The organism is Rufibacter sp. LB8, from assembly GCF_014876185.1.
In the GTDB taxonomy this organism is placed as follows: Bacteria; Bacteroidota; Bacteroidia; order Cytophagales; family Hymenobacteraceae; genus Nibribacter.
This window is the reverse complement of sequence record NZ_JADALJ010000001.1, coordinates 4,487,302-4,499,861: the sequence shown is the minus strand read 5'-3', so window position 1 is coordinate 4,499,861 and position 12,560 is coordinate 4,487,302. Positions and strand designations below refer to the sequence as shown.

Annotated in this window: 11 protein-coding genes; 7 read left to right on the top strand and 4 right to left on the bottom strand. The window is 50.5% G+C overall.

The annotated features are described in order from the left end of the window. The first annotated feature begins 145 nt into the window (after positions 1-145). Complete coding sequence (gene serS, locus IMY23_RS18790) at positions 146-1,423, top strand: serine--tRNA ligase (protein WP_192823554.1); 1,278 nt, start codon at positions 146-148, stop codon at positions 1,421-1,423. A gap of 879 nt (positions 1,424-2,302) precedes the next feature. On the opposite strand, the gene IMY23_RS18785 is transcribed toward serS, so the two are convergent. From IMY23_RS18785 to IMY23_RS18770, 4 genes are all read right to left on the bottom strand, one after another. Further along, positions 2,303-2,551 carry a glutaredoxin domain-containing protein gene (locus IMY23_RS18785; protein ID WP_192823553.1) on the bottom strand — a complete coding sequence of 83 codons (249 nt, stop codon included), beginning with the start codon at positions 2,549-2,551 and terminating at the stop codon, positions 2,303-2,305. Positions 2,552-2,627: 76 nt separating this feature from the next. Next, complete coding sequence (locus IMY23_RS18780) at positions 2,628-3,647, bottom strand: glycosyltransferase family 9 protein (protein ID WP_192823552.1); 1,020 nt, start codon at positions 3,645-3,647, stop codon at positions 2,628-2,630. 161 nt (positions 3,648-3,808) lie between these two features. After that, on the bottom strand, positions 3,809-4,396 hold the full coding sequence (locus IMY23_RS18775) for a hypothetical protein (protein ID WP_192823551.1): 588 nt from the start codon (positions 4,394-4,396) through the stop codon (positions 3,809-3,811). 112 nt (positions 4,397-4,508) lie between these two features. Beyond that, complete coding sequence (locus tag IMY23_RS18770) at positions 4,509-5,894, bottom strand: M28 family peptidase (protein ID WP_192823550.1); 1,386 nt, start codon at positions 5,892-5,894, stop codon at positions 4,509-4,511. Positions 5,895-6,180: 286 nt separating this feature from the next. Between IMY23_RS18770 and IMY23_RS18765 the strand changes: the two genes are divergently transcribed. The 6 genes from IMY23_RS18765 to IMY23_RS18740 all read left to right on the top strand — a co-directional run bounded on the left by IMY23_RS18765 (position 6,181) and on the right by IMY23_RS18740 (position 12,469). After that, a complete protein-coding gene (locus IMY23_RS18765; RefSeq protein WP_192823549.1) occupies positions 6,181-6,669 on the top strand; it encodes a hypothetical protein in 489 nt (162 codons plus the stop codon). 65 nt (positions 6,670-6,734) lie between these two features. After that, positions 6,735-7,751 carry a virulence protein RhuM/Fic/DOC family protein gene (gene rhuM, locus IMY23_RS18760; RefSeq protein ID WP_225986553.1) on the top strand — a complete coding sequence of 339 codons (1,017 nt, stop codon included), beginning with the start codon at positions 6,735-6,737 and terminating at the stop codon, positions 7,749-7,751. Positions 7,752-7,767: 16 nt separating this feature from the next. Continuing rightward, complete coding sequence (locus IMY23_RS18755) at positions 7,768-8,295, top strand: hypothetical protein (RefSeq protein ID WP_192823548.1); 528 nt, start codon at positions 7,768-7,770, stop codon at positions 8,293-8,295. A 171-nt stretch (positions 8,296-8,466) separates the two neighbouring features. Further along, positions 8,467-8,709 (top strand): hypothetical protein, encoded by a 243-nt coding sequence (locus IMY23_RS18750; RefSeq protein WP_192823547.1) that lies wholly within the window; start codon positions 8,467-8,469, stop codon positions 8,707-8,709. After that, positions 8,700-9,011 (top strand): type II toxin-antitoxin system RelE/ParE family toxin, encoded by a 312-nt coding sequence (locus IMY23_RS18745; RefSeq protein WP_192823546.1) that lies wholly within the window; start codon positions 8,700-8,702, stop codon positions 9,009-9,011. Before IMY23_RS18750 ends, IMY23_RS18745 begins: the two co-directional genes overlap by 10 nt. A gap of 155 nt (positions 9,012-9,166) precedes the next feature. Continuing rightward, positions 9,167-12,469 (top strand): hypothetical protein, encoded by a 3,303-nt coding sequence (locus tag IMY23_RS18740; RefSeq protein ID WP_192823545.1) that lies wholly within the window; start codon positions 9,167-9,169, stop codon positions 12,467-12,469. The last annotated feature ends 91 nt before the right edge of the window (positions 12,470-12,560 follow it).

Sequence of the window (12,560 nt, the reverse complement as noted above, 5' to 3'; positions counted from 1 at the left end):
TGCAATGTTAGACAGCCTTGTTCTAAATTACAAACATTACGTGCCTTTTTATAGAAAATGTTACAGAATATCTGATAAAAAATTACGGCGTGCCCTAGCCTATCCAAATTATTCTATTTTTGCGGGAAGAAACAACTAGCCGCGCATGTTACAAGTACCCGTTTTAAGAGAGCAGACAGACCTAGTCATTGCCGGTCTGGAGAAGAGAAATTTCAAGAACGCCGCCCAGGAAGTACAAGCCATTCTGGACCTGGACCAGCAGCGCCGCTCCCTGCAAACCGAACGCGATGAACTCCTGGGCCGCGCCAACAACCTAGCCAAAGAGATTGGCGGCCTCATGAAAAGCGGCCAAAAAGAACAGGCCGAACAACTGAAAGCCGAAACCGCTGACCTGAAATTGCGCACCAAAGCCCTGGACGAGGAAGTACAGCAACTGGAATCTGATCTACAACAGGCCTTATATAAACTGCCTAACATACCCCACAGCAGCGTGCCCACCGGCCGCAGCGCCGAAGACAACGAGAACATCTATCAGCACGGTGATATACCTGAATTGTACGACGGAGCCCAACCGCATTGGGAACTGATCAAGCAGTATGACATCATTGACTTCGATTTAGGAATTAAAATTACCGGCGCGGGTTTCCCCGTGTACAAAGGCCAGGGAGCCCGTCTGCAGCGTGCATTAATCAATTTCTTTTTAGACGAAGCCCAGAAAGCTGGTTACACCGAGGTACAGCCGCCCATCTTGGTGAACGAAGCCTCGGGCTACGGCACCGGCCAACTCCCCGACAAAGAAGGCCAGATGTACCATGACGCCGCCGACAATCTGTATTTGATCCCTACCGCCGAGGTGCCCATCACCAACCTCTACCGTGATGAGATCATTGCCGCCGACAAGCTGCCCATCAAGAACGTGGGTTACACGCCCTGCTTTAGAAGAGAGGCTGGTTCCTGGGGTGCTGATGTCCGCGGCCTTAACCGCCTTCACCAGTTTGACAAGGTAGAGATCGTGCAGATTCAGTCCCCGGAAAAATCCTATGAAGCGCTGGAGGAAATGAGTACCTACATTCAGAGCCTCCTACAGAAACTGGAACTGCCTTACCGCGTGCTTCGTCTCTGCGGCGGGGACATGGGCTTTACCTCTGCCCTCACCTATGACATGGAAGTGTATTCTGCCGCTCAGGGCCGTTGGCTGGAAGTAAGTTCTTGCTCTAACTTTGAAACCTACCAGGCCAACCGCCTCAAACTCCGTCAACGCACTGAAGGTGGAAAGCCGCAGTTGCTGCATACGTTGAACGGAAGCGCCCTGGCCTTGCCGCGCATTGTGGCTGCCTTGCTGGAGAATAACCAAACCCCAGACGGCATTAAATTACCGAAGGCACTGCACAGCTATTTGGGTTTTGAGATGATCACCCGCTAGCTTCTAGTTGTTCGTTCTTAGTTTTTAATTTTCAAAAATCCGTTTTGGGGCTCATTTTCAAAAATGAGCCCCAAAACGGATTTTTTTTCTAAGTCATCCTGAGCCTGTCGAAGGATTTAACGAAGAGTGTTGCTTCGATGGAGCGAGCAATTCCCTTCGCCGTTGTTGGTGTTCATAGGGGCCAATAACCTAAACTGCGATTCTAGCTGCTTTTGTGCACGCAGTTTGCCTTCCTTTCAAATGATCGCTGCATCCTGAGTTCTACAAGACGGCCTTTTGCATAGCCGGGCTCCGAGCGCTCACGGCCGCGAGGCCCCGCCTTCCCCTCTCGCGTTGTACCCGCTTCCTGGCGCCTTCGGAACCCGCCTGCCGGCGACGGAACCTGCTTAGGCGCTCGATTGAAAAGCTGGAAAAGGTGACCACCCCCAACCCCTCCTAAAACAGGAGGGGAGCCTTTCTGTAAATTGCGTTTTTGGGCTCCAAAATGGAAATGGAGCTGAAACTGAAATTCGGTTGCAGGTTGTAGGGACCAGGCAGTGCCTTGTCTCTACGATTGAGGTTACGATAGACGCCTGCTCAAAAGACCTCGTAGTGTGCGAAGCTCCTACGAGTGTCTCTGCCAAAGGCCATTAGAAATCTGTATTATTTACACCCCAACCCTCTCCCGGAGAAAGAAAATCTACTACTCTCTGTTTTTGACTCCGTTTCCAAAATTGAGCCCGAAAACAGAAATCTGCCGCAAGTTTAGCGAAAGTGTACCTTGTAGCTGTCTACTGTGTAAGTTTATAAACTTACGTAAGTCAAAACACTTGAACAACCACAAATTAGCTACCCTAACCCTGCGGTAAACAGGAAACAGCCACATTTCAACTTCTGTTATTAAGAATTTGCGGACAAGGCCTTATCCAATTCCTCGGGAGAGGGATTCTTGAGGGGCGTCTGCGCTCCTACCACCACCATGGGAAAACGCACGCGGCCGCGGTTCATGTCTTTGATGGCCTGCATGTTTTCGTCTGTTTCTTCTACGTTGAGGTAATCATAGTCCACGTGGTGGTCTTTGAAATACGATTGAATGGCGATGGTTTTCTGGCACCAGTCGGCGCCGTAGAGGATAGGTTTGGCAGACATAACGCAGCAATTTTGGTTTGCTGGTTTCTACGTCATTTCCAGAATGGAGGCCAAAAACGGAAACTAGAGACCAACTTTACATCGAAGTCCCAGGTATGGGCAAGGTGAAGTCGAAGTTGATTTCGCGCATGCACCTGAAGTGTCTTTCAGGGCATTTAGAATAGCCAATCTTGGAGCAAGGCCGGCAGTAAAGGTTTTTCACTTCCAGCACTTCAAAATCCTGGGTGTATGGGTACATCCCGAATTCCGGCACGGTGTTGCCCCAGATACTGTAAATCTTATTCTGGAAGGCCGCCGCAATGTGCATCAACCCGGTGTCATGGCTGAAAACCGCCGTAGCCTGCCGCACCAAACTAGCCGAACCGTTGAGGTTGTACTTGCCGCAGGCGTTGTAGATGGCCAGCGTAGGGTTGGCCTGCGCCCGCTGTATGCTCAAATAAGGCTCCGTGCTGAAGTACATTTCAATCATGGCGCCAACGGCCGCGTCTTCTTTGCCGCCTAACAGAATAATGGGCGCATTGATTTTTTCGCAGAGCTCAATAAGCCGGTCAATGGGCAGGCGTTTGGTGTAGTGCTGCGCGCCAATGGCCATGGCGTAATAGCCGTTCTGGTGCGTGGCCGGCAAGGTGTTGAGGTCCACTTCGTCTTGCGCCGGAATGAAATAGTCCAGGCCTTTGCCATCGTTTTTCACGCCCAGCGGCGCGGCGGTGTCCAGGTAGCGGTCCACAATGTGTACCTTGGGCATCTGGTTGATTTTAAACTTCACCAAGAGCCACTTGCGGTAATTGAGTTTGTTGAAGCTCCGGGCAGGCACCCCCAAACGGGATTTCAAGATGCGCGTGCGCAGGTTATTGTGCAAATCCAGCACCAGGTCGTAGTTTTCGGCTTTGAGCTGCGCCAACAAGTCTTTCAGCGATTTCTCCAGGCAGAACACCTTGTCCACGTACGGGTTACTGGAGATGATATTTCTAAACGCCGCTTTGGTACAGAAATGCACCTCTACCCCCGGCACCTGTTCTTTCACGCACCGGATTACGGGCGTGGTGAGCACAATATCGCCAATGGACGAGAACCGGATGATAAGGATTTTTTTCAAGGGATGCCTGGTTGAACCTTGGGCAAAGGTACGGGTTCTGGCAGAGATTTCAGATACTTAACTTGTTTTCTAAAGCAAAGCCTATCCTCCTCCTTGTCATCCTGAAAGGATCTTGTGGGCCAACTAGAAAAGCTTGGGCCGTGAAGAAATTCCTAATGATTCTACTTTAGCCTTTCTTTCTCATGAATTCTGTAAAACCCAATGTAATCATCAAATGAAATCAGTATTCCCCAGTTAGAGAGCACATCAATTAAATAAGCTTGTTCCGGAAAATCTAGACTCTCCTTTTGCAATCCGCTTTCTTCAAAGAAGTGATTTATAAAAAAGTCCTTGCCCTTTGTTCTTATAGAATCAATCCTTTTAATTGGATAAACAACTTTCACTTGAGCTTTTGCATCTTCATTTAAGGATAAGAAATCTTCTCCTTTTATTATTTTAACAATCTCTGCAGAGTCTGTGGAATTATGAGCTACTAGGCTGAGGTCTACTAGTTCTTTCACAGTATTAACGAGAACTCTAATTGAATCACCCTTGCAAATTGCTCCTATAGTAAAATATGAAATCCCAATTGGCGGAGGCGGAAGTGTTTTTAAGCCTATTGTGGATGGGTGTATATATTGCGTCATTAACGCTTTAATGTATTCGCTATTTCTTCTACCTGATCCATAAGTTTCTGATCTTTTTACTGATTTATGGCAATTTGAAAAGCTAATAAGAAGAAATAATCCGATTACTATTCTACATTTCATTACCTTTTGAATTACCACAGCATACAAATAAGAATTAACTTTTAGGTAAAGTAATTACTGTTCGCCCACAAGTTCCTTTCAGGATGACAATAAAGAGAAAGAAACTAAAGACCTACAACCCATACTTGTCAATCAAATACACTAACGCGGCCATAGACGCACCGCCCAATTCCAGCTCGCGGCGGTTGACTTTGTCAAAGGTGTCATTGGCAGTGTGGTGGATGTCAAAGTAACGCTGGGAATCTGGCCGGAAACCAATTAAGGCCACGCGGTCGTCTTTCAAGGGCCCAATATCTGCCCCGCCGCCACCGCGCTCAATGTCGTGCAAGCCGTAGGGGGCCAGCAGCGGTTTCCAAGCGAAGGCTTTCTGGAAGGCGGCCTCGTTCACGGCGCTTATCCCGAAGCCCCGAGGCGTGAACCCGCCGGCGTCTGACTCAATGGCGGCAATGTGCTTCTCGCCGCGCTGCTTGGCCACCTCAGCGTACATGGTACCACCGCGAAGGCCATTTTCTTCGTTCATGAACATCACCGCGCGTATGGTGCGCTTGGGTTTGTAGCCCATGGTCTTGAACAATCTGAGCACTTCCATGGACTGCACGCAGCCGGTGCCGTCATCATGCGCGCCTTCGCCAATATCCCAGCTGTCCAGGTGGCCGCCCACTACTATGATTTCGTCTGGTTTCTCGGTGCCTTTAATTTCGCCAATCACGTTGTAGCTCAGCACATCGGGCAACCATTGCGAGTTTAGGCGGAGGTGGAACTGTAGTTTGTCGTCTTCTTTCAGGAGGCGGCTGAGCACATCGGCGCCTTTGGTGGAGATGGCCACGGCCGGAATCTTGGGGGCATCCTCGGCGTAACGTAAGCCGCCGGTATGCGGAAAATCATCATTATTAGACGCCATGGACCGCACCACTACCCCTACCGCGCCCAAACGGGCCGCCTCTGAGGGGCCGCTGGAGCGCTGATCCACCGCGCCGCCGTACGCGCGTCCGGTCACAATGTGGGTTTGGTCGAAGCCCCGGTTGAAGAACACAATCTTACCCTGCACTTTCTTCTTGCCCAGTTTCTTGAGCTCGTCCAGGCTGTAGACTTCCACCACATCGGCGGTGAGGCCGTTGGCGGGCGTGGCCACAGAGCCGCCCAGCGCCAGCACGTTCACCTCGCGCGTGGGCGAAAGGCGGGAGTTCACAATGGCGGCGTATTCTTTATCGCCGCGCACCCAGTGGGGCACCATCACCTCCTGCAGGTACACGCGGTCTAAGCCCATTTTCTCCATCTCCTGCCGGGCCCATTCCACGGCGGCGGCGGCCTGCGGCGACCCGCTCAGGCGCGCCCCAATGCGGCCCGTGAGATAGCGCAGCTGCTCGTAGCTTTGGCCTTTGGTGAGGGCTTCGTCATAGATTTTCCGGATGAACAGCGAGTCATGGTTCTGGGCCGCAGCCCCCAGCGGTACCGCCAAAGCAGCTGCCAACGCGATGCGTTTCAGGTGTGATAACATAGGGATTTGGTGTGGTTAGGAGCCGCGGTGCGCGCCCTCAAAACCAAATGTAAAAAGGGCCGCCGCCAATACCAAAGACCTACGGCGTTTTCGGGCTAGCTTTGGGAAATGAGGCCGAAAACGGGGGTGGTTTGGGTATTTTTGGTATATTGGTGAGATGACGTAATGAAAACCAATTGTTACTTTTTGCTCTTCATTTCTATTAACTGCTTCTTTAGAAACTTTCGATTTTATTGTTAAAACGGCTTCAAAACTTCTATCATAGCTTTAGCAAATATTAATTATTATGAAGATTGGTTCTCAATTATCTGGCGTTGCTGGTGAATACTATGTTGCTGCTGAACTCTCAAGAAGGGGCTATCTAGCGGCCATAACTTTAAGAAACTCTGATGGGGTTGATATTTTAGTCAGTAGTCTTAGTGGTGAAAACATGATTTCAATACAAGTTAAAACTACCCAAGGCAAGAAGAAATGGATACTGAATAAAAAAGTAGAGGAAGTACACTCTAAAAATAAATTTTTCATATTTGTTTCTTTACCAATAGACAGACAAAAGTGTCCTGAATACTTTATTGTTAACTCCACTATTTTAGCCAACAAAATAAAATCTGGACATGAAAAGTGGGAAGAAGGGGTAGGAAGAAATGGACAGAAAAGAAACAAGACAGATGTCAGGCAATTCAATCCTGAAAGTTTTAAAAATGAATTAGTTGGAAGCTGGGAAGAATTGATAAAGTTAATTGAGTCAGGCAATCCCACTCTTGGCGCGTCCTAAAATCAGCATGAGCACACTGCTGAATTTTCGTTCTATGAACTCACTAAATTTTGATTTTGAACAAATTGAATAATAATACTCCATCTTATACTGACATAGCACTCTTCACCTCTACAGACAAAGAAGTGGAGTTTCAAGTGGTGGTTGATGGTGAGCAGGATACCGTGTGGGCCACCCAGCAGCAGATGACAGAACTCTTTGGCAAGGCTAGAAGAACTGTTGGCGAACATATCAAAAACCTATACGCTGAGGGCGAACTTGATGAAGCTGCAACTAGGCGGGATTTCCGCCAAGTTCAGAAAGAAGGAAGCAGAGAAGTAACGCGTACCCTTACCTACTACAATCTGGATGTTATTATCTCAGTTGGATACCGTGTCAAATCACAGAGAGGTATAGAATTCAGGAAGTGGGCAACCAAGCGTCTGAAAGAGTATTTAATAAACGGGTATTCCATAAACACCGAGCTACTTTCAAAGCAAAAAGAGAAAATAGCTGAACTTGAAAGTACCATTGACAATCTATACCAAGAATTTCATGAAGGCCAGAAGGTCTTAACCCAAGGGCTCTTATCTATCATAACCAAGTACTCTAAATCATTTGAATTATTAGATAGGTATGATAGAGACGAATTATTGACAGAGGACCTGAACAGAGACCTTATCTATTCCATCAACTATGATGATGTTATCAACGCGATAGCAGAACTTAAGAAAGAATTGATTGCCAGAAAGGAGGCAAGTGAGCTATTTGGCAGAGAAAAAGATGATTCTCTCAGAGGAATATTGGGTAGTATTTCACAGACGGTATTTGGAGAACTAGCCTATCCATCTATTGAGGAGCAGGCCGCTCAGTTGTTATACTCTATCATTAAAGGACATCCATTTAGTGACGGCAATAAAAGGATTGGGTCCTTCGTATTTGTTTGGTTTCTGGAACAGAACAATTATCATTTAACCGAAGCAAACCAAGAACAAAAAATAAATGAAAATGCATTAGTCGCTTTGGCATTGGCGGTGGCACAAAGTTTACCAGAACAGCGGGAAACTATCATAAAACTAATCATCAACCTGATAAAAAACTAACCCTTTCTACTACCCCATGCTCCTCTACCTCCACTCCTTCTTTGCATTACTTTTCCTTCTCCAACCCAATCCCAAACCGCAGAAGGACTTCCTGAAAACCCTGCAAAAACACCACGGGAAATCCTACACAGGCACGGTGGTCACGCCGCTGCGGGCCAATGACCCGTTTGCCGGCAAGGAGCTGCGCATCTTCATTCAGAAGGCGGGCGAAGACTCACTGCGGGTGCCGTTTTGGGTAGGCGAAGACAAATCGCGCACGTGGCTGCTCACGTTCCATAAAAAGAACGGCCTGCTGCTCAAGCACGATCACCGGCACGCTGACGGATCGCCAGACTCGGTGACCATGTACGGCGGCTATGCCAAGGTGGGCGGCACGTCGCTGAGCCACAGTTTTCCGGCAGATGCGTATACCGCGCAACTGATTCCGGCGGCGGCTACCAATGAATGGACCTTGCAGCTGTCGCCCAACAAGAAAGTCTTGTCCTACATTCTCAAACGCGACGGGCAATTGCGGTTTCAGGCAGATTTCAAGCTGGAAGACTAGCCGTTTTCGGGCTCGTTTTCAGAAATGAGCCCAAAAACGGAAATCCCCGCGCGCCCTTCCAAAGCTGGGGCAGGTTGTTTGCCTATAAAATAATGAAGAACAAGAATGAAGCGAGAAAACCTGCTTTTTCGTATTCTGTATTTTACCTATCTTTACTTAATGAGCAATAGCATGGACTTACAAGCGAGAAAAATACACTTTGTGCAGGAATTTTTGCGCCTCAATAATGAGAATATCATCGCGAAGTTTGAGCAGATACTGCACTCAGAGAAAAAGAAGCTTTTCGCAGAAAGACTTGCCCCTTTATCCCTGACTGACTTTAACCGAATGATTGACAACTCCGAGGAGGATGCGGTTAACGGAAGAGTGAAAGACACTGTTGAACTTGACCAGGACATTGACACATGGACCTAAAAGTTCTCTGGACATATACCGCAACCAGACAGTTAGAAGACATATTTGATTACTACAAGACAACGGCCAGCCTCCCGGTTGCCCGAAAATTAGTCAAAGGCCTGGTACGTAGGACATCGGCTTTAGCCAAGCACCCACAGCTTGGTCAGCGCGAACCTTTGCTTACCGAAAGGCAAAAAGAATACAGGTATCTAGTGGAAGGTAATTACAAGATAATTTACTGGGTTGACCCAGCCACCGTTAACGTAGCAGCCGTCTTTGACACAAGGCAGAACCCAGAAAGAATCCAAAGAGCAGAATAAAAACGTATCACCTCAACATTCTAAAGAATAGCCGTTTTGGGGCCCGTTTCCAGAAATGAGGTCAAAAACGGAAATCCCCGCGCGCTCTTCCAAAGCTGGGGCAGGTTGCTTACATTTAGGTTCCCAAACCAACCTAACAAACAACCTCCTTCTCTATGAAGAAACTTTTACCCAAGCTGCTGTGCGCGGCGCTGCTCTGTACGGGCGGCACGGCCGTGGCGCAGAAAGTGCCGGTGGCGCAGTTCAACCAAATGAAAGCCCGCAGCATTGGGCCCGGCGTCATGAGTGGTCGTATTACGGCCATTGACGCGGTGGTGACCAACCCAGACATCATGTACGTGGGCGCGGCCAGCGGTGGCGTCTGGAAATCTGAGAACGGCGGCACCACCTTCTACCCGGTTTTTGACGACCAGCCCAACATCAACATCGGGGCCATTGCCGTGCAGCAGAGCAACCCCAGCGTGGTCTGGGTAGGCACCGGTGAGGGCAACCCGCGCAACTCGGTGAACATGGGCAACGGCATCTACAAAAGCATAGACGGCGGCAAAACCTGGAAACACCTGGGCCTGGAGAAAACCTTCAACATCCACCGTATTCTTATTGATCCCAGCAACCCAGAGGTGGTGTACGCCGGCGTGATTGGTTTGCCATTTGGCGAGCACCCGGAGCGCGGCCTGTATAAAACCACCAACGGTGGGCAGAGCTGGGAACGCGTGCTGTTCACCAATGAAAAAGCGGGCGTGGCCGAAATGGTCATGGACCCCAGCAACCCCAACAAATTAATCGTGGCCATGTGGGAACACCGCCGCACGCCCTGGGATTTCTATTCCGGTGGTCCGGGCTCGGGTTTGTACATCACCTATGACGGCGGCAAAACTTGGAAAAAGAAAGGCGCGGCAGACGGGCTTCCGGCCGGGTACTTCGGGCGTTTGGGCTTGGCCCAGAGCCGAAGCATGCCCAACCGCGTGTACGCCATGGTAGAGGCCACCAAAAACGGGCTGTACAAATCTGATGACGGCGGAGAGAAATGGACGAAAGTGACCGAGGAACCGTCTATTGTGACCAACCGCGCCTTCTATTTCAACGAGATTTACGTGGACCCCAAGAACGAGAACCGCATTTACATGCTCTACCAGCCCGTATCGGTGAGTGAGGACGGCGGCAAGACGTTCACCGTCACGGCCTCCATGGATGCCGTGCATGCCGACCACCACGCCTTCTGGATTCACCCCGAAAACCCCAACTTCATCATTGACGGCAATGACGGCGGCCTGGCAATTAGCCGGGACCGGGGCAAAACCTGGAGCTTCCCTGAGATGCTGACGCTGGGCCAGTTCTACCACATCAACGTGGACAACGAAGTGCCTTACAACGTATATGGTGGCCTGCAAGACAACGGCTCTTGGACCGGTCCCGCTTATACGTTTACTCGCGGCGGCTTGCGTAACTACTACTGGCAGACCCTGCTGGGCGGCGACGGTTTTGACGTGGTGCCAGACCCTGAGGATTCTCGCTACGGCTATGCTATGTCTCAGGGCGGAAACCTGGCCTATTATGACAAAAAAACCGGCAAGACAATGGGCATCAAGCCTACCGCGCCCGACCTGAACACCAAACTTCGGTTTAATTGGAACGCTGCCATTGCCTTAGACCCGCACACCAAAGGCACCGTCTATTACGCCAGCCAATTCCTGCATAAATCCACTGACAAAGGCCTGACCTGGCAGATTATTTCGCCTGATTTAACCCGCAACCTTCCGCACCAACAGAAACAGATGGAAAGCGGTGGCTTGAGTTTAGATGTGACCAGCGCGGAAAACCACAACACCATTCTGACCATCGCGCCTAGTTATTTAGAGAAAGAAGTGCTTTGGGTAGGTACCGATGACGGTCACGTACAGCTCACCCGCGACGGCGGCAAAACGTGGACCAACCTCCGCAACAACCTGCCCGGCCTGCCCGTGGGCGCCTGGATTCCGCAAATCACAGCCTCCAAGCACCGCGCCGGCGAAGCCTTTGTAGTGGCCAACCATTACCGCTACGGCAAAGATTTCAGTCCCTACATTTACCGCACCGTTGACTATGGCAAGACCTGGACGCGCCTGGTAGACGGCTCCAAGGTAAAAGGCTACGCGCACGCATTTCTGCAAGACCCCACCCAACCCAACCTGATGTTTGCCGGCACAGAGCATGGCCTCTGGGTAAGCATGGACGAAGGCAAGAACTGGACCCAATGGACGAATGGCTTACCGGCAGTTCCGGTGATTGACCTGGTAATGCAGGAGCGCGAAGCGGATTTGGTGATCGGCACATTTGGGCGCGCCATTTACGTGCTGGACAACATCAAACCCTTGCGCCAACTGGCGGCTTCCGGCGGAAAAGTGCTGGACAAACCTTTTGCCGTATTTGAGCCCGCAGAAGCTTATCTGGCAAGTTATGCCTCGGCCCCAGGCTACGGCTCAGAAGCTGATAATCTGTACCAGGCTACCAACAAACCTACTGGTGCTTCTATTGGGTATTACATCAAGCCTAAAGCATCTACCCCACCCCCGGCTCCTACTAAAAAAGGAACGCCTAAGAAAGCCATGCCGGCCATGATGGAGAACAAGGAAACCGGCACCTCAATGCCAACCTCTTTGCCTGCGGGTACAGCCGTGAATTCCACTGCCGCTCCAGTTGCGCCCAAACCTTCCAACCGAGTAGACTCGGTGCAAGTGCGTATTTACAACGAACAGAACCAGATCATCCGGAACTTGCGGCAGGCCCCGGACTCTTCGCTTGGTTTCCAGCGCATCAGCTGGAATTTGACGGAGCGGGGCGTGCGTCAGCCGGGCGGCGGTGGCCGTGGCGGAAGAAATGCGGGCGAACCCCAGGGAAGTCCGGTTTTGCCGGGCCGCTACAAAGTGGTGATGCAGTACGCCGGTGCCAAAGACTCAACCTTCGTGACCGTGAAACCCGACCCCAGAATGCCGTTCAACCAGGAAAACGTGGTGGCCCGAAGAGCGCTATTGGATCGCCTGAACCAAAGCAGCCAACAACTGGTGCAGGTGCTTGACCGTTTGCAGGAAGCCAATACCGCTGCGGAGGCAGTGATGAACCAGGCGCGCGCCGCCGGAGGTAGAGAGGCAGGAGATATTCAGCGCAGCGCCAGGGCCATGCAAGACTCCATCAAAATTTACCAGGAACTACTGCAGGGCAAAGGACTGAGCCGTCAGGGCTACGGCAGGCCAAGTTCCTTGACGGCTTTGTCAAAACTGCAGGAGGCGCGGTCCTACATCTCTGGCAGAACGGAGGCCGTTACGGCTACGGAAAATCAGTTGCTGGCACAGACCGAGACCTTGACCAAAGCAGCCATCGGGCAGATTAACTCCTTCTTCACCACGCAGTGGAACCCATTCCGGCAGAAAGTGATGGGCAGTGCGTTGCCGGTGGTAAAGGAATACAAAGAAATCAACTAAATTCTGGCGGCAAGCTTTGCACAGTACATGGCTTGCCGCCAGAAATGCTTGCCTGGCCTTGAACTTGTGGTGGTTTCCCTTTAATGGCACA

Coding starts and splice junctions, on each gene's coding strand:
- serS (WP_192823554.1), top strand. CDS start 146: ATGTTACAAGTACCCGTTTTAAGAGAGCAGACAGACCTAGTCATTGCC.
- IMY23_RS18785 (WP_192823553.1), bottom strand. CDS start 2,551: ATGTCTGCCAAACCTATCCTCTACGGCGCCGACTGGTGCCAGAAAACC.
- IMY23_RS18775 (WP_192823551.1), bottom strand. CDS start 4,396: ATGAAATGTAGAATAGTAATCGGATTATTTCTTCTTATTAGCTTTTCA.
- IMY23_RS18770 (WP_192823550.1), bottom strand. CDS start 5,894: ATGTTATCACACCTGAAACGCATCGCGTTGGCAGCTGCTTTGGCGGTA.
- IMY23_RS18765 (WP_192823549.1), top strand. CDS start 6,181: ATGAAGATTGGTTCTCAATTATCTGGCGTTGCTGGTGAATACTATGTT.
- IMY23_RS18755 (WP_192823548.1), top strand. CDS start 7,768: ATGCTCCTCTACCTCCACTCCTTCTTTGCATTACTTTTCCTTCTCCAA.
- IMY23_RS18750 (WP_192823547.1), top strand. CDS start 8,467: ATGGACTTACAAGCGAGAAAAATACACTTTGTGCAGGAATTTTTGCGC.
- IMY23_RS18745 (WP_192823546.1), top strand. CDS start 8,700: ATGGACCTAAAAGTTCTCTGGACATATACCGCAACCAGACAGTTAGAA.
- IMY23_RS18740 (WP_192823545.1), top strand. CDS start 9,167: ATGAAGAAACTTTTACCCAAGCTGCTGTGCGCGGCGCTGCTCTGTACG.